At 55.6% G+C, this 20,879-nt stretch carries 26 protein-coding genes; 15 read left to right on the top strand and 11 right to left on the bottom strand.

Annotation, left to right across the window (positions count from 1 at the left end; genetic code table 11):
• Window position 1 precedes the first annotated feature (1 nt).
• Genes PFAS1_RS29020 through PFAS1_RS28990 form a run of 7 tightly spaced genes read left to right on the top strand, consistent with a single transcriptional unit; the run spans window position 2 to window position 5,349 of the window.
• Window positions 2-1,285 carry a TraB/TrbI/VirB10 family type IV secretion system protein gene (locus tag PFAS1_RS29020; RefSeq protein WP_011117458.1) on the top strand — a complete coding sequence of 428 codons (1,284 nt, stop codon included), beginning with the start codon at window positions 2-4 and terminating at the stop codon, window positions 1,283-1,285.
• 9 nt (window positions 1,286-1,294) lie between these two features.
• Entirely contained in the window at window positions 1,295-2,323 is a 1,029-nt protein-coding gene (virB11, locus tag PFAS1_RS29015; protein WP_011117457.1) for a P-type DNA transfer ATPase VirB11, read from the top strand.
• Entirely contained in the window at window positions 2,307-3,212 is a 906-nt protein-coding gene (locus PFAS1_RS29010; RefSeq protein ID WP_011117456.1) for a lytic transglycosylase domain-containing protein, read from the top strand. Before virB11 ends, PFAS1_RS29010 begins: the two co-directional genes overlap by 17 nt.
• Before the next feature lie 29 nt (window positions 3,213-3,241).
• Window positions 3,242-3,571 carry a TrbM/KikA/MpfK family conjugal transfer protein gene (locus PFAS1_RS29005; RefSeq protein ID WP_011117455.1) on the top strand — a complete coding sequence of 110 codons (330 nt, stop codon included), beginning with the start codon at window positions 3,242-3,244 and terminating at the stop codon, window positions 3,569-3,571.
• Window positions 3,561-4,166 carry a phospholipase D family nuclease gene (locus PFAS1_RS29000; RefSeq protein ID WP_011117454.1) on the top strand — a complete coding sequence of 202 codons (606 nt, stop codon included), beginning with the start codon at window positions 3,561-3,563 and terminating at the stop codon, window positions 4,164-4,166. Before PFAS1_RS29005 ends, PFAS1_RS29000 begins: the two co-directional genes overlap by 11 nt.
• Window positions 4,167-4,180: 14 nt before the next feature.
• Window positions 4,181-4,663 carry a KfrB domain-containing protein gene (locus tag PFAS1_RS28995; RefSeq protein ID WP_011117453.1) on the top strand — a complete coding sequence of 161 codons (483 nt, stop codon included), beginning with the start codon at window positions 4,181-4,183 and terminating at the stop codon, window positions 4,661-4,663.
• A gap of 47 nt (window positions 4,664-4,710) precedes the next feature.
• Window positions 4,711-5,349: a KfrB domain-containing protein gene (locus tag PFAS1_RS28990; protein WP_011117452.1), complete on the top strand. Its 639-nt coding sequence runs from the start codon at window positions 4,711-4,713 to the stop codon at window positions 5,347-5,349.
• A gap of 328 nt (window positions 5,350-5,677) precedes the next feature.
• Here the strand turns inward: PFAS1_RS28990 and PFAS1_RS28985 are convergent, their stop codons facing one another.
• The 4 genes from PFAS1_RS28985 to PFAS1_RS28970 all read right to left on the bottom strand — a co-directional run bounded on the left by PFAS1_RS28985 (window position 5,678) and on the right by PFAS1_RS28970 (window position 11,233).
• Window positions 5,678-6,259 carry a hypothetical protein gene (locus tag PFAS1_RS28985; RefSeq protein ID WP_011117451.1) on the bottom strand — a complete coding sequence of 194 codons (582 nt, stop codon included), beginning with the start codon at window positions 6,257-6,259 and terminating at the stop codon, window positions 5,678-5,680.
• Window positions 6,260-6,335: 76 nt separating this feature from the next.
• Window positions 6,336-9,281: a MobF family relaxase gene (gene mobF, locus PFAS1_RS28980; protein ID WP_011117450.1), complete on the bottom strand. Its 2,946-nt coding sequence runs from the start codon at window positions 9,279-9,281 to the stop codon at window positions 6,336-6,338.
• A gap of 10 nt (window positions 9,282-9,291) precedes the next feature.
• Window positions 9,292-10,848 carry a type IV secretion system DNA-binding domain-containing protein gene (locus PFAS1_RS28975; protein ID WP_011117449.1) on the bottom strand — a complete coding sequence of 519 codons (1,557 nt, stop codon included), beginning with the start codon at window positions 10,846-10,848 and terminating at the stop codon, window positions 9,292-9,294.
• Window positions 10,841-11,233, bottom strand: a complete 393-nt coding sequence (locus PFAS1_RS28970) for a hypothetical protein (protein ID WP_011117448.1) — start codon at window positions 11,231-11,233, stop codon at window positions 10,841-10,843. Before PFAS1_RS28970 ends, PFAS1_RS28975 begins: the two co-directional genes overlap by 8 nt.
• Before the next feature lie 428 nt (window positions 11,234-11,661).
• Here PFAS1_RS28970 and PFAS1_RS28965 point away from each other — a divergent pair, with 428 nt between their 5' ends.
• The 4 genes from PFAS1_RS28965 to PFAS1_RS28950 all read left to right on the top strand — a co-directional run bounded on the left by PFAS1_RS28965 (window position 11,662) and on the right by PFAS1_RS28950 (window position 14,145).
• Complete coding sequence (locus tag PFAS1_RS28965) at window positions 11,662-12,117, top strand: hypothetical protein (protein WP_011117447.1); 456 nt, start codon at window positions 11,662-11,664, stop codon at window positions 12,115-12,117.
• Window positions 12,114-12,833 carry a StbB family protein gene (gene stbB, locus PFAS1_RS28960; RefSeq protein ID WP_011117446.1) on the top strand — a complete coding sequence of 240 codons (720 nt, stop codon included), beginning with the start codon at window positions 12,114-12,116 and terminating at the stop codon, window positions 12,831-12,833. The genes PFAS1_RS28965 and stbB overlap by 4 nt, the downstream gene beginning before the upstream one ends.
• Window positions 12,834-12,836: 3 nt before the next feature.
• On the top strand, window positions 12,837-13,223 hold the full coding sequence (locus PFAS1_RS28955) for a hypothetical protein (protein WP_019694541.1): 387 nt from the start codon (window positions 12,837-12,839) through the stop codon (window positions 13,221-13,223).
• Between the two features lie 136 nt (window positions 13,224-13,359).
• Window positions 13,360-14,145 (top strand): SprT-like domain-containing protein, encoded by a 786-nt coding sequence (locus tag PFAS1_RS28950; protein WP_011117444.1) that lies wholly within the window; start codon window positions 13,360-13,362, stop codon window positions 14,143-14,145.
• 509 nt (window positions 14,146-14,654) lie between these two features.
• On the opposite strand, the gene PFAS1_RS28945 is transcribed toward PFAS1_RS28950, so the two are convergent.
• From PFAS1_RS28945 to PFAS1_RS28915, 7 genes are all read right to left on the bottom strand, one after another.
• Window positions 14,655-14,918, bottom strand: coding sequence for a hypothetical protein (locus tag PFAS1_RS28945; RefSeq protein ID WP_019694540.1), 264 nt, complete (start codon window positions 14,916-14,918; stop codon window positions 14,655-14,657).
• A 266-nt stretch (window positions 14,919-15,184) separates the two neighbouring features.
• Window positions 15,185-15,457: a hypothetical protein gene (locus tag PFAS1_RS28940; RefSeq protein WP_019694539.1), complete on the bottom strand. Its 273-nt coding sequence runs from the start codon at window positions 15,455-15,457 to the stop codon at window positions 15,185-15,187.
• Complete coding sequence (locus tag PFAS1_RS28935; RefSeq protein ID WP_011117442.1) at window positions 15,450-15,779, bottom strand: TrfB-related DNA-binding protein; 330 nt, start codon at window positions 15,777-15,779, stop codon at window positions 15,450-15,452. The genes PFAS1_RS28940 and PFAS1_RS28935 overlap by 8 nt, the downstream gene beginning before the upstream one ends.
• A gap of 23 nt (window positions 15,780-15,802) precedes the next feature.
• Window positions 15,803-16,225, bottom strand: a complete 423-nt coding sequence (locus PFAS1_RS28930; protein WP_011117441.1) for a hypothetical protein — start codon at window positions 16,223-16,225, stop codon at window positions 15,803-15,805.
• A 54-nt stretch (window positions 16,226-16,279) separates the two neighbouring features.
• The gene (locus PFAS1_RS28925) at window positions 16,280-17,107 is read right to left on the bottom strand and encodes a DUF932 domain-containing protein (RefSeq protein ID WP_011117440.1); all 828 of its coding nucleotides are present in this window, start codon (window positions 17,105-17,107) and stop codon (window positions 16,280-16,282) included.
• 172 nt (window positions 17,108-17,279) lie between these two features.
• Window positions 17,280-17,786, bottom strand: a complete 507-nt coding sequence (locus PFAS1_RS28920; RefSeq protein WP_269466591.1) for a single-stranded DNA-binding protein — start codon at window positions 17,784-17,786, stop codon at window positions 17,280-17,282.
• Between the two features lie 50 nt (window positions 17,787-17,836).
• Window positions 17,837-18,241: a hypothetical protein gene (locus PFAS1_RS28915; RefSeq protein WP_011117438.1), complete on the bottom strand. Its 405-nt coding sequence runs from the start codon at window positions 18,239-18,241 to the stop codon at window positions 17,837-17,839.
• A gap of 209 nt (window positions 18,242-18,450) precedes the next feature.
• Between PFAS1_RS28915 and PFAS1_RS28910 the strand changes: the two genes are divergently transcribed.
• The 4 genes from PFAS1_RS28910 to PFAS1_RS30505 all read left to right on the top strand — a co-directional run bounded on the left by PFAS1_RS28910 (window position 18,451) and on the right by PFAS1_RS30505 (window position 20,584).
• Window positions 18,451-18,753, top strand: coding sequence for a type II toxin-antitoxin system RelE/ParE family toxin (locus tag PFAS1_RS28910; protein WP_011117437.1), 303 nt, complete (start codon window positions 18,451-18,453; stop codon window positions 18,751-18,753).
• On the top strand, window positions 18,750-19,046 hold the full coding sequence (locus PFAS1_RS28905) for an addiction module antidote protein (protein ID WP_011117436.1): 297 nt from the start codon (window positions 18,750-18,752) through the stop codon (window positions 19,044-19,046). Before PFAS1_RS28910 ends, PFAS1_RS28905 begins: the two co-directional genes overlap by 4 nt.
• 584 nt (window positions 19,047-19,630) lie before the next feature.
• Window positions 19,631-20,026 carry a LexA family protein gene (locus tag PFAS1_RS28900; RefSeq protein ID WP_011117435.1) on the top strand — a complete coding sequence of 132 codons (396 nt, stop codon included), beginning with the start codon at window positions 19,631-19,633 and terminating at the stop codon, window positions 20,024-20,026.
• 18 nt (window positions 20,027-20,044) lie between these two features.
• Window positions 20,045-20,584 (top strand): Y-family DNA polymerase, encoded by a 540-nt coding sequence (locus tag PFAS1_RS30505; RefSeq protein ID WP_011117434.1) that lies wholly within the window; start codon window positions 20,045-20,047, stop codon window positions 20,582-20,584.
• Window positions 20,585-20,879 lie beyond the last annotated feature (295 nt).

Genomic DNA, 20,879 nt, shown 5'->3' with positions numbered 1-20,879 from the left:
CATGGCGAAGGAACCTATCAAACCAACTGATCAGCAAGCGGACAAAACCCGCGAAGAAGAAATGGCCGAGTGGAACGAGTCGCAATCGAACTCGATGCTAAAGGCTGGTTCTGGTGGAAAGCGCAGCGGCGTTCTTATGATTGGCGCAGCAGTTGTGGCGTGTGGTTTCGTTTACTGGCTCAAGCATGACAGTGGTGAACCAGCTGCCCCAGCAAAAAACGATGAGATTGTCGCTGCTGAGCGCCGGAAGGTCCAAGACCCTACTCCCAAGCGCGAAGCGGCGAAGGTAAAGCCAGTTAGCAACGATGGGGAGCCGGGCGCCCCAGCTGACACACCCCGTTCAACAGCTGAGCGTCAGACCAACCAAGAGGGTTTGAGCGAAGCTGAAAAGCAGCGGCAAGCGTTGGAATTTCAAGAAGAAGTTGCGCGCAAAAAGATGCTCGCTGCGCGTCAACGCTCGGCGATCTTTGCAACTGCAAAGGACGATGGTTTTGCGCAAGGTCGTGACGATCAAGATCCAGCTCAACCACCAGCCGGTGGGTCGTTGCTGGGCGGTAACTCGGGTAATTCCGGGCGCGTCTCCCGCAATGCAAACGAGAATTTCGCATCGTCGACTTACTCCACCGGCGTGCCGGTGGCGAAAGCTCGGGCTCTGGAGAATTTGCAGTACAAGGTTCTGCAGGGCGCTGCAATCGAGGCGACTTTGCAGCCCCGTGCGCAGAGTCAATTGCCAGGTCAGATTTGCGTAACCACTGCACAGGACGTTTATGCAGCGGAGGGTCGCCGCGTAATGATCCCTTGGGGGTCTTCGGTATGCGGAAGCTACAACGCCAGTCTTTCACCTGGTCAAGAGCGCCTGTTCACCGTTTGGAACTGGTTGCGTATGCCCAAGTTGCCGGGGCGTCGTGCAATGGAAATTGCTTTGGATAGCGCTGGCTCTGATCAGCTGGGCTCCGCTGGCCAGGGTGGTGTCGTTGATAACCACTGGGCGCAGATCTTCGGTGTTGCTGCTGCTGTCTCGATCATCGGCGCGGGTGCCTCCAACTCCGGCGTTTCCTCTGGTGATCAAGAAAACTCGGCCTCTCAGTACCGTACTGAAGTGCAACAGGCTGCTGCTGAGTCCTCGCAAACCATTCTTAGCCGGTACGCAAACATTCAACCAACAGTCACCGTTCCTCATGGCTCACGCGTGGTGATCTACCTGCAGCGTGATTTGGACTTCACCGAACAGTTCGCCGAGGAAGCCAAAGAGGCTGACAACGGCGGCGTGAAATTCATTAACTGAGGTTTTTCCATGTCTGAGATTGCTTCGTTCCGCCAAAAGCTGCGCAGTTTTGATTTCCTGCTCGATGACCCAGCGGTATCCGAGATCGCTATTAATGGTCCAGGCAACGTATGGGCCGCGTATCGCGGTAGCCGGTTCATGCGCCCAGTCGTTGTGGATGGCGTCACCCTTCCGCTGATCAAGTCGCTGGCCGAGTTGATTGCGGCGCATACAGAGCAAGAGGTCAACGCTTATGCGCCGATCCTGTCCGGTCGCATCCCTATGGACATGAGCGACCACGTAGCGGACTCGGAACGTGGCGACTATCGGGTCCAGTGCGTGCTTGCGCCTGCCGTTGAGCAACATATCGGCGGCATCGTCTGTATTCGTAAACCTGGCCGCGTTCAGCTGACGATGGACCAATACATCGCTTCGGGAGCGTTTGACCAGATCAACGAGGCACGCACGCCAGATCAGTACAGCGATGATCACCTGGTCGAGTTGTACCGCGCCAAGCGCTGGTCGGAATTTTTCATTGGGTGCGTCAAGGCCCACAAAAACATCATGATTTCGGCAGGGACAAACGCGGGCAAAAGCACCTTCCTCAACATGCTGTTGCAGCATGTAGACCCTAATGAGCGGATCGTCACAATCGAAGATACCCGCGAGATCCGTCTCAAAAGCGAGAACGTGGTTCATTTGATCTATTCCCGTGGTGGCCAAGGCAAAGCGCGGGTCACGCCGTTTGATCACCTTGAGTCGATTCTTCGTCTTACGCCTGACCGCGCAATCATGGGCGAGCTTCGCGGTGCTGAGGCTTACCCCTATCTTGAATTGCTGAACACCGGCCATAGCGGTTCATTCAGCACTATCCACTCGGACAGCCCCGACCTGATGTTTGACCGGCTTGCGTCGATGGCATCGCGTGGCGGCTCTGACATGACCAAAAACCAACTTGTGGAATTCTCACGTCACCTGATCGACGTAGTGATCCAGTGGGAATACGGCTTTGATGGCCGTCGTTTCATCACGGAGGTGCAATATGCAAAAGCTGCCTAAATTCGCGCTGGCCATCCTTGCATCGGCCTGCCTTGTCGGCCACGTTGCCGCAGAAGAAACCCAGCAACAACGCTTTTCAGATTTGGCCGCTAAGTGCGCGCCAAACGTCCATGCGTCGACGCTAAAAGCCTTGATCGGTAATGAGTCGTCATTCAACCCATATGCCATTGGTGTGGTTGGTACTCGCCTTGAGCGTCAGCCCAAGTCCCTGAGTGAAGCAATTGCCACAGCGGAGAAATTGGAACGTGACGGCCATCGCTACGCGATGGGCCTGGGCCAATTGTTGATGACCAACATGCGAGCCCGGGGCCTGAGCTATCAGGATGTGTTCGAACCGTGCCGTAACCTGCAGGCCATCAGCAAGTTGTTCACTGAGTATTACACCCAAGCGCTCAAAACAAGTGCTACTGAACAAGAAGCTCTTTTGAAAGCGACTTCCATGTATTACAGCGGTAACGAGCGGCTTGGCTTCGATGCTGATAGCCCTGGTGGAATGTCCTACGTCGAAAGGGTGGTCGACCGTGCAAGTAAACCAACGGCTGATGATCCGATTGTGCCCGCGTTCGACGTACAGGAAGCCACGCAAGCCATTCCTGTAATCGCTAGCACCAAGTCACCCTCTAAAGCGCGCAAGCGCGCTCAGGGAGCCTCTGAGCAGCCTGCAGGGCCGTGGTTGACCTTCACGGATGGAAACGGTCAGGCGATAGCACAGGCACAGCCTCAAGCGCAGCAGAAGTCGCAGATTCAGGTCCAGTTGGATACCGGTGATGCGCCCGATGAGAAACGGAAGTTCACAGCCTTCGACGCTCCGACAGCTAATGCTGAGCCAGCGGCAGTGCCCGTGCAGCAGGAACAAACGGCCCCTTCATTCGTACAGATAATCAACTGATTTCTCGCATGCGAGAAAAGGAGATCCTAATGCGCAAAAAATTCTTAGCTCTCTTGGCGACTTTGGCATTTGCCGGTGTTGCCCAAGCAGGCGCGCAACCCCCTACTGACTTTTCGTATGGGCAAAACAGTGATGAGGATGCTTGCGGGGCAACTCTCTGTCTGCTTGGCATGTCCCGCGACGGTGATTGCGACAAATATCTCAAGCGCTATTTCAGCATCGTGAAATTCAAACACGGCAACTTCAGTCCTTCACGCACTGCCGCTGCTCGCGGTGATTTCGTGGCGCAATGTGTTGATGATCAGGCTGGGGCCAAACAAGCAAACGATAAGTGGGGAGGCTCGCGCTATGGTTTCTAAGTTGCACGCCGTCCGCATTTTTGCCTTCTCCTCGTTCTTAGGCTTGGTGTCTCCAATTGCCTGGGCGGACCAGTCAACGGACGCCCAGCCTTCAGCGGCGGCGGTCGATGTTGACGGTGCACGTCGCATCGAGGTGGGGTTTTCTCCGGAAGGATCTGCCCGCGACCTGGTACTGCGAACCATCGATTCAGCCTCCAGCTCGATCAGGCTCTCGGCCTACGTGTTTACCAGTCCTGATGTAGCGAAAGCATTGATCACAGCGAAACAGCGCGGGGTCGATGTGGCGGTGGTTGCTGATTACCAGGGCAACCTGCAGGGCAACGGCTCGCGGGCGGGGAAACACGCGCTGTCACTCCTGGTACGTGCTGGCATACCGACGCGCACGATCAGCACTTACGCAATTCACCATGACAAGTTCATCGTTGTGGATGGCAAAGCGGTAGAAACCGGAAGCTTCAACTACTCCGCTGCCGCCGCCAAAAGCAACAGCGAGAACGCATTGGTGGTTTGGAATGATGCCGATCTCGCCGAGCAATACCTGAACCACTGGCAAAGCCGGTGGGATCAGGGCAAAGCTTTCAAACCACAGTATTGAGCGAGGGTCTACCAATGGACAAAGACGAAAACCCAATGGACAAGGATCGAACGCAACAGGGTGAACGTGGTGCTTATCAGCTGACTGGAGGCAAGCGACCTGGTGAGAACGTGGCGGAGCATGTGAACGCTTCGCCACGGAATGCCGAAGACTGGGCAACCGATCACAAGCGCAGTAGTGAGCCCTCCTTCGAACTGTTTCAAAAGTACGGTCCAGCTATTCAGCCTGACATTGGCAGGGCCTACGAGGGCCCAATCGTTCACCGCGACTCCCAGTCGTTTTATCAAGCATCGCGGGTCAATGGTTACGATGTTTTGATTGAACACAAGCGCACGTCGCTCAACAGCGTGCAAGCCAACGTGTTCACCAGTGACAGGTCAGTGAGCATTCGTTATGTGTCTGAAAGCGTCGGCATAGCGAAGCCTGCCATGGAGCTGGATGGGCAAAGATCACCGGAACACCTGCCGAAAGGCGCCGCTGGAATAGGGCGGGTTTAAACCGCGTTCAATAGCTGCAGATCTAAGACAGATAAGAGGATTAGGACATGGCCAAAGAAGACGTTACTCAGACCACCTACACCATCAATCAGGAAGGCAAAGAGCGTCAGGTATTCACTGACGCAAAGGCCGCTGGAGAAGCGTGGTTCAAGGCTGACTTGAGCAATAAACCGATGATCCTGGTACAGGAGCCCGGTGATCGTGCGAAAATGTACGCTGGCACCGGTGTGCATGAAGGTAAGCCATACAAGGATTTGCCGTTTGATAATGCACCTGGTGCAGCTGATTTCAAGGCGTCGTTCAAAGGCGCTCTTGAGCTGAGCAAAAAGGAGCATGCCGGTGCTGCAGCTGGTAAGCCTGCAGAACCAGAACTTGCCAATTCAAAACCGAAGGATATGCCTGCGTACGAGCGCGCTGTCGCTGGCAAAACCTACGAAGGCAAGGTGGTTGGGTTCAAGGAGAACCAAGTCATACAGCAGATCGTGAACGGTGATCGCGTCACGCACATTGCGCATGATCGCTCCGCGCTGAGCAGTGCAAAGTCCGGCCTTGTCCACCCTGGCAAAGACTTGTCCATTCGTTACCCTTTCGCCGGTGTGGGCATCGTCAAAGATCGTCAGCTGCAGCATGAACAAAAGGTGCCTTCGCACCAGCCCAAGGGACTTGGCGGAATGGGCCGAGATTGAACCTAGGTAGATTTTAAGAAAAGGGGGCTTTGCCCCCTTTTTGCTGCCTTCGATAAATGCGATTCCGCGCCATGCTGTCAGAACGTAGCGCGGTCAAGTGGAATGGCGGGGGCCCCGCCGAAGGTGGGTCCCGCCTCCGCAGGACCGCCGCAGGCGTATTCTGCTTGACGGTGCGCAGTGACCCCCAGTCTGCGCCGGGGTGTGTGGGGTAGCTTCACCACCCCGCGCACCTGAGGCCTGGGCGACCCCAGCGAGTTGACAAGGGCAGCGCCCTTGGTGTTGCTTTGTTCTGCCGTCCAGGGGGCACCCCTGGCTGCCAGCGGCGATCCTAGCTCTGCTCGGCAATCACCTTGTTTCGGAATTCGATAGCGCGACTGATGGAAACGCCGGACAATGATTCGTAACCCAGCCACGGACCGACATAGTTTTTTAGCTGTGCCGTGGTTGGCTGCTTCGGTAATGGATCAGCAGGCGCACGCCCCAACGCTTCGCGCCAGTTACGAACCGTTGTTCTTGAAACGCCTGCAAGATCTGCCACGTCCTGGTCATGCACTATGCCCAAGAGCGGCTTGTAGCGACGTAACGGATGGTTGACCGGGAAACGCTTCGGCTTTGGGAGTGGGGGCGGTCCCGGCTTGGCCTTGACCCCTAAAGATTTGCGGTATTGATCAACGCTGTAGGCAGAAACCCCGCAAAGGCGCGCTACAGTTCGAGTTGATTCTATGCCCAACAAATGCCGGTAGGGCTCGATGGCCATTCTTACATTCCAAGCTTCGATATCGAATAGCTGACGCCGGTAACGAATTACGTTTTTTGTCGTACCGACAAGCTGAGCCAAGTCCTCGTCTCTCATGGTCCCCAGCTTGCAGTCATACCACCTGGCCTGGCCTATATTCTTCCAATCAGCCATAAAATCCTGTCATCTAAATGCGAAAGGTTCCGGCAATACCGGAACCCCATATTCTCATCACAATTCAAAAAATCATCTACACGCCTGATTTACCTGCGCTCGGTCCGTCCAGAGCGGAACGCTGTTTGCGTTCCAGCGCCTTACCGTCCAACACCGTGCGCGGCTTGATGGACTCGTTACGCTGACGCTCTCGCGCCTGCTGCAATGACAGGGCTGTAGTTTTGTCGTATCGGTTTGCAATGGCGGCAGGCAATCCGGCTATTGAGTCGGTATAGATGCGCGCTTCGTGTCTTGCCCGGCTGATGGCCACGTACCAAAGGTTTTGTGAGGTTGTCCGGCTTTTCGTGTTGATGGAGATCATCACTCGATCATTTGTAAGACCTTGGGCGCTGTGGACGGTAGCGGAATAGGCGTGCTCTAGATGCAATGGTCGGTTAGTTGGAAGGGCCACTACTCGTTCTGGCGTGCCGTCTTTCTCTTTGAGGGATGCCAGCTCGATGACGCCATTGGCGTTCCCAACAACCCGCATTCGGTCGCCGTTGGTGAGATCCAGTTTCTGATCATTACGGGTGATCCGCACCAGATCGCCAACGGAAAATTCAGGTTTCTCAAGGTTGTACACGCTGAGCTTGGTCAGCTTCCGAGGATTAAACTCGACGCGGTTCCCGTTCTTGTCTTTTACCACCAGCACGTTTCCGGGCAGGGCCTGGTCAACGGTATACAGCTCCCCTCGGGACAAGCCAGTTCTTATGTAATCCTTCTCGGGCTGTACGATCATTCCCTTTTTGTAGCTTGGAGCGTACCGTCGTTCGGCTTGTGTGGTGTCGACGCGGTTGAGCGTCGGCAGCTCTTTCCCGTTGCCTACGAGGCCAAGCGACTCCCTTGTCATTGCGTTGATCTGTTTGCGGTCCTTGTTCGTACCGGCGACGATCAATACTTCTTTGCGTTCTTCCGGCGTCAACGACATGTAGTCACGAACGATGGCTTGGTGCCGTTGGCCAGGCTCCCGGAATTCTTCAACATGATTGACATGCTCAAGTGACTTTCCCGGGTTGCCATCAGCCGCATGCTGAACAGCAATTTTTAGTTCCTGGTTCTTCTGTCGCTGAATTTCCTTGATCCGCGCAGTTTGCATACCGTTCTGCTGCAACTGGGCGAATGGTTTGCCAGCCTCGATAGCTTCCGTTTGTTTGGTGTCGCCCAGCTGGACCAGTCGGGCGCCGGACTGCTCGATGATTCGCATCAGATGCTCCATCTGGCGTGCGCCGACTACACCTGCCTCATCGAGTACGACGATTGTCCGCTCGTCCAGCTTCTTGTCTTTGGTATGGAAAAAGCTGGCGAGTGTGTGAGCGTCCAACCCTTCGTTTTTCAGTGCGGTTACTTGGTTGCCGTAGGGTGCCAAAGCAACGACACGGAAAACCGCATCGGTCGTTGTAGTCCGCTCGGTCATGGCGTTGTTGACTGACTCGATCAGCTTAACAGCGCGATCAACTGAGTAAGTTTTGCCGGTTCCTGCGTCGCCCTGGATGCCAACAAATCGGTTGCTCGTACTGACGATCACTTCCACGGCCTGGTACTGGCCTGCAGATAGTGTTGAGCCCTCAAGTGCTTTTGCTACCTGCTCCTTGCTCAACAGCGGCGCGACTAGGCCACGTCCGCTGCGCTCGATAGCGAGGATCGCCTTTTCTCGTTTCAACGCCCGTTGAGTGGTGTACCGTTTTTCAGCTTCAACCAAAGAGCCACGGGTGATCGCCATCTTGACGTACTGCTGGGCTTCCTTGTCAGTCCAGCCCTTTTGTTCTTTCAGCAATGCGCGCCACCCAGCAGGTGACAGCGCCGTCCCATCCTTACCTGTGGCCATCGTGTAGGTTGGTGGAGATTCGATAAGCGTTCCCTGTTTCACCAGACGCTTGATTTCATCGTCGACTTCGGATGGCGATGCCAAGCCAACAGCGCGCCGTAGCGCAGCTGTGCGCAGATCAGACTCGCCGACAACCTGCTCACGTTCGGTCAAGTGGTTTATGGCGTATTGCACCACTGCTTGGCCAGCGGTGATGCCTTCCGGCAGGTTGTGTTCTGCATGGATGCTCTCTGAGCGCCTACCGTACTCGCGGTTATCAAGCTGACTGCGGCCGCCGAACTCGATACCTAGATCTCGCGCCTTGATGACCCAGTATTCTTTGACCAAATGACGGTCGCGCTCGTCTTTGCGTGGCCTGGTGGCCATCGCAATAATTTGTTTCTCCAAGGCCGTGGCGTTGCTTCGTGTTTTCCCGTCCTTGGCCAACGCTTCCTCGATCACCTTGGACCGGCTCGAAAACGCCTCGATCTGGTCCCTCGAAATATGGGCCAGCTCGAAATTCCCGTCTTTGTCCAACACCCGAATTTCATAGCCCAGCTCGCGCAGCTCCTTGGCCAGCTCGCCCTTGTACATGGCGTCGATCTGCGGTTGGATCTTGAAAATATCGTCGTTGTGTATTGCTCGCCATTTACCGTCTGCACGCCGTGTCGCGTTCATGACTACGGCGTGGGTGTGCAACTGAGGATCTTTGGCGCGGCTGAGTTCATGGCGAAACTTACCGATGATCAGGTTGCCCGTTCGTTCGAGCATGGACTTGCCATGTTCCTTTCGGCGGGTCTGCGCCAGTTTCTCGACATGCTCCATCGCTTTGGTTACTGCGCGGTCGTGCGCAGCTACCACGTCCTTGTCACCGGCGATCAGGGCTTGCATAGACACAGATTTCGGAGCTGAGAACGTCAGATCCAAACCCATCCGACGATTAACTATTTGACCTGTTTCCTTGTTGACGGGCTTGGGCATCAGCTCGCCGTTCGGAAGCTTGCCGTCAAAAAGCTTGGCCAGCTCCTTCTGGTCGATTGGCCCATCCAGGCCTAAAAGCTCGGCGCCGATTCCCTGCCACTCGCCGGGGGACTCTTTTGCGTAGTAGTCGTCTGCAGCTGTGTAGTAGCCAGCTGCAGCGTACTGGTTGCTCCCCTTGATAGAGGTAACATTGAACATGGCTACCTCGTTACGCGGCTTGACCGGTTATCATGATTGCCTGGGCGCGCTCTTTGTAATCAATGTACGGCGTCTTTACCTTGGTGATCGGGAAGTCTTCACCGAATTTCACGTAGGCGACCAGATCTGGAAGGTTGGAGATTTCAGAAGCCTGAACCACCGGCTCATCCCGCGTGACTTCCTCGGTCCTGGTCAACTTGCCCGCGGTGTAGGATTTCCGCCAACGCTTAACATCGTGAGAGCCGAGGATTTCGCTGGCCATGCCTGCGTTCTTGGCGTTCGCTGCAGCAAGAATGACGTAATTTCGGAAGCACGAAAGCAGCGTTTCCGCATCGTCACGGCCATAACTGGCGTTGAGTTGCGACCAATCCTGCAGGCTGCCGACCATACGCAGACCATGTTTCCGCCCTTTGGTCGCCGCAGGAACGAAGCTTTCCAGTTTGCCGAGGGACTGCAGCTCGTCGAGGAACAGCCATAGCCGTTTGCCTGTCATCGGCTCTGAGCTGAGGATCGTTGCACAGATGGTGTCAATCCACGTGGCCACCAGTGGTTTCATGGTGTCCCGCATGTCCTCCCGCCAAGTGATGAACAGATTGCCGGCATTAGGATCGTTCACCCATTGGTAGATGGAAAAATCGCCCTTGCTCATGTAGCGCAGCGGACGAATGTATTTGTTCATCATGAACTGGATGCTGGCGATTGCCTTCTCTGCGTTGTCGCGGAAGTAGCCCTCGGAGTCCGTGTTGGCCAGGAAAGCGCGGATGGTGTCGCCATCCTCCCGCACCAGCAAATTCACCAGCGTGTCTTGGTTCGGGTTGTTGGTTTCTTTCAGCTTGCGCATGGTGTCGGACAATACGTCGCGAGCGTACGCGCACCATTGCTCGTCACTCGGGTCGACCTGGGGCGGGATTATCGACTTGGCCATCCGGTTGAAGTCATGGATGCCACGGATCTCGTTGAAGATGGTCCAGCCAGCGGAGCGGGCGTCGAATGGGTTGAGAATGTAATCGCCTTTGAAACTGAATTTCGAATAGAACGTGCCGTTTGGGTCGACAACGGCCATGCGATCACCACGCTTCAATGCCGAGGCGATCATGCCTTCCATGGTCACCGACTTACCGGCACCGATAGACGCGCAGATCATCGTGTTTCGATCTTCAAGGTGCAGAGGCATAGGCAGCTTGCCAATCATGACCGGCTCAGACTTGGCCAACCCTCGCTTTTTCCGCTCGCGATTCGTCTTCTCGTTACGGCGGCGCACCTTTGCCTTGACGGTATGCCAGTTTTTTATCTCCGAGCCCCGCAAAAATTCCTGGTACTGCTCGCCCCGGAACCCATCGTCACAATACTCGTACAGGTAATAAACCAGCGAAGCGGCGACCGCTGACGTGGCAATTGTGGCCCCCAGTACAATCGGGTTCTGCCAGCCGTTGTGAAGCGTTTCCTTGAACGCTGCAGGGAATGGCGTCAACGGCATCTGTGCCAAATAAACGCCTGCTGCCCATCCAGCGATCGGCAAACCGAAACCCGCTGTCATCACTGCAGAATCGACTTCTCTTTTATGCATTGTCCTCTCCTGATAGACGTTCGATATCGCTGGCCAGCTCTGGCAACAGCGTACTGATCAACTGATCGGTATCGACCAGATGGCTGAGTTCGGCACGCAATTGGTTGACCTTTCCTTGCTGTAAACCTTGGCGCAGCAAGTAGACAGCAATGGTCAAAAGGGTGCGATTTTGCGCCTGAGCCTGGCTGACGTTTTCGAGCAAACCAAGCATGCGTTGCTGATCTGCCCAGCTGTCCAAATCGGTCTGTCGGCTCCCCGATTTTTCGTTGGCCAGAGCCTTGTCACGCACGTAGGTGGACAGGTGTTTGTAGCCTGCCAACGCTGCCGCTTGCTCAAGGCGAGCCTCTTGGTCGTCGTTTAAACGTATTGGAAGTGTCTTCGCCACGGTGGTCCTCTCTGAGCCAAATATGGGACTAATTCAGGATAACGATAACTTCCGAAATAGCGTATAGCAAATGCAATACATAAAATGCTTGATTTTATTGGTCTAAATGATAATTTTGTAATACATATGTATAGCGCATGAAATTCATGAATTTGCTCTGTAAGCCGCTCCCAGCGCGGCTTTAACCTACCGCTAGGGGGGTGCGTGTTGTGTATTGAGACTTTGACCCTGTTAAGGGGAAAAGTTGAAGCTCTTGTTAAGGGCGTATCCACTAGTCAGGCCGCAGGCCGTAGGGGGGTAGCACAGATGGTATGCAGAAAGGGTGCAGGAAGGGTGCTAAGAGAGTGCAAGAGGGGTGCAACTTGACTACAGGTAGGGGGCGATTAAGATGCACCTAGAGTGCAATAGGGGTGCAGATAGGGTGCAAAATGGGCGACAAAGATCTAACGAATGCACTGATGGCGGTAGGGCCTGAGTCAAAGGCAGCGAAAATACGCCAGGTGATGCCATTGATTGAGCAACAACTGAGCGCGGGTGTACGTCGCCAAGTGATCCTGGATGTGTTGAAACAACAGGGGATCGAGCTGAGCATGGAGACGCTGAAAAGTTACCTGTATCGGTATCGAAAAACGCAACGACAGAAGCCCACGCAATCGAACCAAACTACGAACCCAGCGCCAAGCATGCAGCCAGTGGTTGAGCGAGGGGAGCCAGAAATAGAAGGAGGTGTATCGTACGATACAGATGGAGAAACGAAGGTCAGTCAAGCGGCCCCGTTGGGGCCGCTTGAGCTGAGCAAGATTATGAATCCTGGGGATGATCAGAACGCCTCAGATCTGGCCATGTATGAGAATGCAGGCCGTCGAAAAAGGACGCCAAAATGAAAATCGCAGTAGTCAATTTCAGCGGTAACACCGGCAAGACAACCTTGTCCGATTCGCTGCTGTCGCCACGCATGGGCGGCGTACGTTTCGCGGTAGAAACGATCAATGCCGGCGCATCGGATGATGCCGCCGAGATCGAGCTGCTCAAGGGTCGCCGGTTCGGTGAGTTGTCGGAAATTCTCATGACGGAAGACAACGCCGTGGTCGACGTTGGAGCATCCAACGTCGAGGATTTTTTCAAGTACATGGGCCAGTTTGCAGGCTCGCACGAAGAATTCGATTTCTTCCTGGTGCCCACGGTATCCGAGAAAAAACAGCAAGCGGACACCATCAACACGATCAAGACGCTGGCCACGCTGGGCGTTCCGCGCAGCCGGATTCTGGTGGTCTTCAACAAGGTCGAGATCGACGACGCGGACGACTTGCCGCACACCTTCGCAGCGTTGATGGGTTTCCACGAGCTGGAGAAGAAATTCATGCTCAAGCGTGATGCGGTGATTTACTCGAACGAAGTGTTCGAACGCCTCCGGGCTTTGAAAACCAGCATCGCCGCTGTGGTGCAGGACACCACGGATTACCGCGAGCAACTGCGAGCCGCGCAAGACGATGCCGCAAAGGAACAGGCCAAACGGATGATCTCTGTGCAGCGCCTGGCAAAGTCGGCCTGGCAGAACCTCGATCAGGTGTACGCCACGCTGTTTGGAAAGGGGAAGTAAGCGATGGCCAAGGACGCTACGACAGCGCGTGAAGCGATGGTCGGGCAGATGATGGAAGATTTCGACGCGCTCGTCCGTCGCCTGGAACAGGTAGACGGCGAGTTGGCGGCGAAGATCTCCGAGGCGGTGCGCGATGGCTCGGGTAAGGCTCTGCTCCAGTCGCAGATGAACTTCGAATCCATGATGGAAAAGGAGCGCAATGCCCTGATCCTTGCCGGACGCGAAGCGGTCGCAAGGATTGGTAACGAGATTAACCGGAGTTCGGCCAATCTGATCACGGCGCAAGCGCAGCGCCGCGCCGTAGGATTTTGCGCAATGCTCATCGGCGCCGGTGTGGTTATCGGCGCACTTCTCATGGTTGTAGGCCAGCAGCTCAGGCTGTTCGGTTGATCGAGGGGCACGCCCCCTTTTTTTGGGGTGTATCCTGTATCGTACGATACAGGATATGCTTTCCTACGAATTACACCCGCCCCGCCGCTGGTAATCAGGCTTTGGGGTTTTTCTCGCATGCGAGAAAGGAGTCCTTATGTCCGCTACACCAAGTCAGCAGCTTTACGAAGAAATTGAAGGGGCCTATGACTGGTTCAATGAAAAGTTGTTTGGCGGGCAGCTGCCCGGCTGCATTTTCACCCTGCAGCGAAAAGCCAATACGTTTGGGTATTTCTCGCCGTCGCGTTTCCTGCGCCGGAACGGCGCGGGAAAAAGCGATGAGATTGCGCTCAACTGTGCGTACTTCGCGCATCGTCGGATCGATCAGACGCTTTCCACGCTTGCACATGAACAGGTTCATCAGTGGCAAGACCACTTCGGCACGCGATCACGAAGCGGCTACCACAACCGCGAGTGGGCCAACAAAATGAAGTCCATCGGACTGATGCCGTCCGATACAGGTGAGCCAGGTGGTAAGCAATGCGGCCAGCAGATGACGCACTACATCATTGATGGTGGGCCATTCGCTGTTGCATGCCAGGAACTGATTGAACAGGGCGGCATGCTTTCTTGGATTGACGTGGTTACCCAACGGGTGGCCATGTCAGCGACCCAGCTTTACGGGCCTGATGGAAAACCCGTCGAACAGCCTGTGGCTGATCCGACGATAGACATACTGGCGCTAACTTCGGCGGGGTTGCTGACTCCTGCCACAAACCCCGAGGATCCGAAGAACAAGCGCAAATACACATGCCCGAGCTGCCATTTGAATTTGTGGGGTAAGCCAGGTTTGAGCGGTCGCGTGCAATGCGTCGACTGCAATGTGCCGTTCGTGGATTCAAAAGAACTGGTGGAAGTCCCAGCAGATCCATCACCCAGTTGAGCCGGTCGCAAATGTCTGACGTTTCAGGATGAACGTCAGTTGATTGCGGCTGGCCGCTGCCGGTCAGGCGACGTATGAGCTGCGGATCCAAGGGCGCAGCTCTTGGTCGCCGAAGGCTGCTTTTTCGCTGCAGGAGCTCACGCACGAAAAATCGTCCAGCGAGCGAGGCCCAACAAAGGCCAGAGCGAGCGGAGCAGTTGTCCACGGGCTGGACGTGCTGTTTGCCCGGGCGGTGGGCAACTGCAGGACGATTTCCTGAGCCGTGCAAAGATCTTGAACGTGAGTTGCTGCAGCGTCCGGCCGCCAGGCCGGAAGGTTTTAAATCCGACCGGGAGGTCGGCCAAGGTAAAACCCTGTGCCGTTACAAAGCAAGCGGAGCGCGCAGGCCGAAGGCCGGAGGCGTGAGGATGGAAGCCCGAAGGGCCAAGACCTGGCGCGCTTTTGGCCAGGGCTTGGTTCACGACAGCCGCCCCCGAAGGGGGCACGCACAGGGAAATTAGGGGGTAGATCTAGGCTGGATTCTTGTTTGCAGCGGGGGCAATCGCCGCCCACTGTTTGGCACCGTTTGAATAATCACCACCTTCGGCAATGAACACTTGGCCATCTTCTAAAACCGCGTACACACCTGGTCTTTCATGGTCAGGGTCGCGCAGTTCATTTTTCCAGCAGTAGGCAGACTGCTCCCAAATACACACGATCCCACCAGACTGTTCTTGGTTATTTTTACGCCATACCTGGGCGATCTGTCGAAGGTCAGCAATTTGGTGTTGCATGCGGCACCTCATTTTTGGAATCAGTTGATGTTACGCAACGAGCATTCTAACCCTGGGCTGGCAATGGAATATTAGGCGACGTTGGGGTAACGCATGGCATCCGGGCCGGGTTTTTCGCAATCTCCGCGCAGTGACTTTCATAGTCAGCTTGGGCGCGGTCCTTGGCGTATTTTTGTTGAATCCATCCGGCTACCAAAAAGATGGCCAACCCAACGAATAGGATTTTATGGCGTCGTGATGTGGCGGTTTTCATTGGTGAGTTCCATTCATTTTGATTCGGGATAAACGATGCCTTGCAGCGTCCAGCTTACAAAGCGGTGAGCCTGTTCAATCTCGCTTTCCAACGCTTGCCGATCCGGGCAGTTGTGATCATCGGCGGCGTCTTGCAACAGGCGCACGCGGTCGAGCTGGTGCAGCAACTCAGGCGTGAGGGTCACAGTTTGAGGCGCGAACGTGTACGCCACCGGGTCATCTTCAAACAGCACCGGCAGGGCCATGCCGTTGTTTTTGAGCCATGATTTAAAATCGGTCTTACGCATCCTTGCCTCCCTTTTTCGTTGCCGGTTTGGCATCCATGTAGGGCTTGGCCATCTCCATGACTTGCGCGGCCAGCTCGGGCGGTAACCAGACCATAACGGGCACCAGCTCACTGGCCCCGTGCTCGTCTAGGATTGCCCGAACTCGCTTTACTGCTGCGTGAACGGTCTGTTTAGACATGTCCCTAGCGTTGGCCACGTCTTGCGGTCGCTGGCCATCTACCAAGATGGCCTTGGCGATCTCTACCGTAGAGACCGCCAAGCGACGCGAGGCGAATACCGGCGATATTCTTTTCCAGTCCTCGGCGGTGTAAATCGACTGCATGTAGTAACTCCGTTTTTCAGTGGTCAATGATTCGTGGCCACCGCTGTGCAGATCCGGGAACGGATCTCGCTATGGGTGATGATCGACAGACACAGGAACGACCAGCAATGACCGAAACAACGGGCATACACGCGCACCAAATCGCCGACCTCGGGGGCCTGCAGTATGAATGAATCGCCGGTGTCATCGGCGAAGTAGTCCAACACCTGGCCATGACTGACCGCAAAATCAAAGCGCGCCTCAGTGATGCGCGCAGGCTTGGTGCCGTTGGCCGATTCCTGCGCCTGCAGGAAAGCGGTTTGATCGTCCAGCACTGCGCCGGGGTGACGCACGCGAATCTCCGGCAACATTAGCCAGCTGCAGCGAGCGGCCCACATGTTGGGGCCAATCTCGCGGGCGTAATCAATGATTGTGGTTTGACCTGGTACAAAGAAAACTTTCGGCATGGCGGCTATCTCCTTGCGAGGTAGGCCGGGCGTGTAGCGCCCGGCCTGAACTTGTTAGGCGGCTTCGCGAATGTGCTGAGCCAGAACCCAAAGGGCGCGATTTAGCTTCACGTCCTGGTCAATGCCGGTGACGGCGCGGGTACTGGTGCGGCGACCTTGCTTGTTGCGACCTGTAAGCCCTCCCTTGATGGAGTTTTCCTGTACGCGGTTGAATGTGGTCCAGAGATCATCGGTGCGATCTTCACGGCGGCGAGGCATGAGCAGCTGTGAAGCTGTCACAGGCGCCGGGCCTTCGGCTGGGTCGTAGCGGTACGCTAATGCAGCTTCGGCGAAAGCGTGTTGCAGCTCGGGGCGAATCTGGATTTGCTTCATGGTTTCGCGCTGATCCTCGATCAGTGCGAATTGGTCCAGCACCTCATATGCCCCCTCGATGACTTCGCCGATTACGTCTTGTCGACCGCTGTGACGGACTTTCTGATCCATCGCGGCTTCGCCCAGGACAAGGCCGTTGGCGCACACAAAGCGGAAGCACCCGCCCATCATTTGATAACTGCTGGTGCCATCGTGGCTGTTGAGCAGGATGATTTCGTTGGCTTCCTTGTCCATGATGTTGGACGCATGGCGCAGGCGGATCATGTGTTTGGTGTGCTGGATCTTGTCGGAGTTACGCACGCGGGTTTGGCAAGCCATGAAGGGTTCGAACCCTTCTGCGCGCAGCGCGGTAAGCACGTCGACGGTTGGGATGTAGCGGTAGCGATCGGAGCGGCTGTCGTGCGCTTCGACGGCAAAGATGGACGGCGCGACACGCGCGATTTCGTCGTTAGTCAAAGGGGTGTTGCTGCGAACCATGCAAGGGTTGCGGAAGCTGCTGGATAGACGCATTTTTGAATCTCCTTCGCGATGTGCCTGGGCGGTTGCCGCCGCTGGTTCCAGGCTGTCTTAGCGGTATTGCTTCGACATAGAAATTATCGCAAAAGATCGTTACCAAGTCAACTAAAGGTATAATCTAATTGTACTATTTTGTCTGTAAAAAAGCCCGGCGCTGGGCCGGGCTCTAGTTGCACAGACCGTCACGTCTACTGCAGCAGGCAAGAAAAACGATAGGGGTCCATGAAGGGAATGTCGTCATCCATGGGGTCATATGCGGGCTGCGGTTGCGGGGCCGGTTGTTGTGGTCGCCGCTGTTGCTGCGCCTGGTTGGTGCCGTCCTGGTTCTGCGGTCTACCCCCAGCAGCTGCATGGTGCCTTGCATGTCTACGACAATTTCTGTCGTGTAACGCTTGATACCGTCCTTCTCCCATTCGCGGGTTTGCAGCTTGCCTTCGATGTAGACCTGTGAACCTTTGCGCAGATACTCGCCGGCAATCTCGGCCACCTTGCCGAACAGGGATACCCGGTGCCGCTCGGTTTTTTCGACCTTCTGCCCGGTTTGCTTATCTGTCCATTGCTCACTGGTGGCCAAGCTCAAATTGGTCACGGCGTTACCGTTGGGAAGGTAACGAACCTCGGGATCCTGACCGCAAGTCCCTATTAGAATCACTTTGTTTACGCCACGGGCCATGATGGAAACTCCTTTTAGATGCCCCGGCGTACAGGGGCGGCGGGGTGGTTTTAGTATGCGTCGCCTTCGAAGCAACCGCACGGGCACGTCTGTTCATCAAGGCCGTGTTGGCAATAGCCGTTCTCGGCGTCCTCCTGTTCGCGTGCGGCATTTTCGCTTGCATTCATGTAGCCATATTCGCGGGCATACACGAAAACTTCCGCGAACTCGGGGGCTGTTTCGTCTGTGCCGAACTCGGCCTCGACACCCGCGCAAAAGAAGTTATGCACGACAGTTTCGTACGTCGAACCACGCTTGCAAGCGTCAGAGAAGATCGCGTCGAACTTGGCTTTCATGTCGTCGATATTGGAAGTCATCGGCTTAGAAATACCTTTGGCAAAAGCCAGGAAGTCATCAGTGGTCAGCCAGTTGTGAAAGATCGGGGCGGTGGTTTGAAACTGGGTATGAGTGTTCATTGAAAGCTCCTTCGCGATTTGCCTGGGCGGTTGCCGCCGCTGGTTCCAAGCTGCCGAAGCAGGATTGCTTCGACGGAGAAATTATCTCAACAAACACAAACATAGTAAACTATAAGTATCATCCAATATGACTATTTATTTACTTTTTCGCATGCGAGAATAGGCCATTCCGCTCGACTATGTGTCATATATATAATACACTTATACCCATGAAAACGATTATCCAAACCGCCACTTACATGACTTGGGAACGCAAACTGCGTGACAAGAAGGCCAAACTGATTATCGCGGCGCGGGTGCTGCGGGTAGCCCACGGGTTGGTCGGTGACGTGCAGCCAGTAGGTCAAGGCGTCAGTGAGTTGCGAATTCATCATGGCCCCGGTTACCGGGTGTATTTCCAGCAGCGCGGCGATCAGCTGGTCCTATTGCTCTGCGGTGGGGATAAAAGCAGTCAGGCGCGGGATATAGAAACCGCTAAAACTCTGGCAAGCCAGTGGAGTGCAGACGAATGAAAGAACCAATTTACGAATACGATCCAGCGGAATTACTCACTGACGCGGAATCTATCGCCATCTTTATGGCTGATGCTTTCGAATCGGGGGATGCCTCCTTTATCGCGCAAGCGCTGAGCGTGGTAGCTCGCGCCAAAGGCATGACCTCAATTGCAGAAGAGGCAGGCGTCACCCGCGCACACCTCTACAATCTGAAAAACGGCAATCCGACATTGAAAACCATGATCGGCGTGATGCGTGCGGTAGGCCTGGACATGACAGCAAAACAGCACGTCGACCTAGCCAACGGGTAAACGTTGCGCTGACTCAAACCCGCCGTTGTGCGGTTTTTTTTCAAAATGTCTTGCCGACGCCGCTCTGCCGGGCTGCTCAGAGGCCGAGTGTTGGGCGCGGGAAATAAACGCTTTTCAAAGCAGCAGCCGCAGGCTGCATCAAAACTCTTGGGACTGGAGCGCGCTGCCGGTGGTGGGTCTGCTCGTCAGCTTCGGAAGGTCGCGGTAAGCCCGGACTATCCAGAGCCTGGCCGCGTGCAAGGGGTCGTGGAATACCGCAGGCGCGAAGCGACAAGGATATGCCGCGAAAGCCCCTTGTAGGCAAGGCCGGGCGGCGGATAGGCCATTGGGGCGATCCGCTACCTTCCGATGATGATGAGCCTACCTGGTGATGCGGAAGGACCGGCAAGCGGAGCGCGCAGGCCGGAGACGTGAGGATCGAAGCCCGAAGGGCCAAGACCTGGCGCGCTTTTGGCCAAGGCTTGGTTCACGAGAGCCGCCCCCGAAGGGGGCACGCCTGCAGGTTGTCGTTCCTTCCATCACTTCCCGCTGGCTGTCGCGTAAAGGCTGGATTACTGTACATGCAAACAGTATTCCGGTGATTTATGAAAGTCGTAGCAATCCAGCCTCTCTTGGGATCTGGCGTCCCGCTTCAACTGTTGTCCTGCACCGCTGCCGGTGGATTTCCCAGCCCAGCGGCTGATTATTACGAACCGCCCATTTCGCTCGACGAACTGTTGAACATTCGCGCACCACATATCTGGATCGTGAAAGTCGAAGGCGAGAGCATGCGCGATGCCGGAATTTTCACCGGAACCCGTTTGATCATCGACCGGACAGTGACGGCGTGTTCCGGACACATTGTGATGGCGTACGTCGACAACCAACCCGTGGTAAAGCGGCTGGCCAAGTCAGCTGCAGGGTGGACACTCGAATCAGCAACCCCGACATACAAGGCCGTCACTCCCGACGAATACAGTACGAAGTGTTTGGCGTCGTGACTTGGAGTCTGTCGCCTCATGAACTTTGAACCCCGGCGACCTGTGTTCAGCCTGGTCGACGCGAACAAGTTTTACTGCAGCTGCGAGCGCATTTTCCGGCCCGAGCTGAGGGGTAAACCAGTGGTGGTTCTTTCGAACTCGGATGGCTGCATCGTTGCTTGCACCAATGAGGCCAAGGAGCTTGGTTTGAAGATGGGAGATCCTTATTTCAAGATCCGGGCATTTCTGGAGCGCAACGGTGTTGCAGCGTTCAGCAGCAATTACACGCTCTACGGCGAGTTATCGCACAGGATGGCAATGGCTACAGCGTCCCTGGTCAGTGCCGTGGAACAGTATTCAATTGATGATGCCCTGGGTTATGTCCTCTCTCTGAACCTCTATCGACGGCAGCTCACCGTGGCACAACGGGCTTTGATCGCTGCCGAGCTGTCCTCACTGCGCGGGAGTAGCACTATCACTGTTGACCTGGAGAAGGCCGCCGGGCAGGAGCTGTGCCTTTGTTGTGGATGTAGCAAAGAGGCTGGAGAATCGGGTGAAGGCAAAAATGCAGGCCCGTGATGCTGAGGAGACGTGAGGGTTGGGATTTTCTGGAAGGGTGATTTCATAGGTTAAAGCCCGAACAGAAAAGGAGTACCCAACATGCAAACACCTCAGGACGACACCGTAATGGATTTTGGCCCGAACCTCTTCGGTGGCGAGGGTGGCTCCGCGTCCATCCCTTCCGCTGATGATGCAGATGCTACGAACGAGGCCCTGGAGGGTGCGGCGAGTGTTTCTCATCAGATGACTGAAGGTTGTATCGAAGAGAAGACAGCCGAGGCCGGCAGCGTCCAGGCTGGTGGTAACAGCGCTC

Source organism: Pseudomonas frederiksbergensis, assembly GCF_001952935.1.
Taxonomy (GTDB): Bacteria; Pseudomonadota; Gammaproteobacteria; order Pseudomonadales; family Pseudomonadaceae; genus Aquipseudomonas; species Aquipseudomonas frederiksbergensis.
The sequence above is the reverse complement of the archived record's forward strand: the minus strand, read 5'-3'. Positions and strand labels throughout refer to the sequence as shown.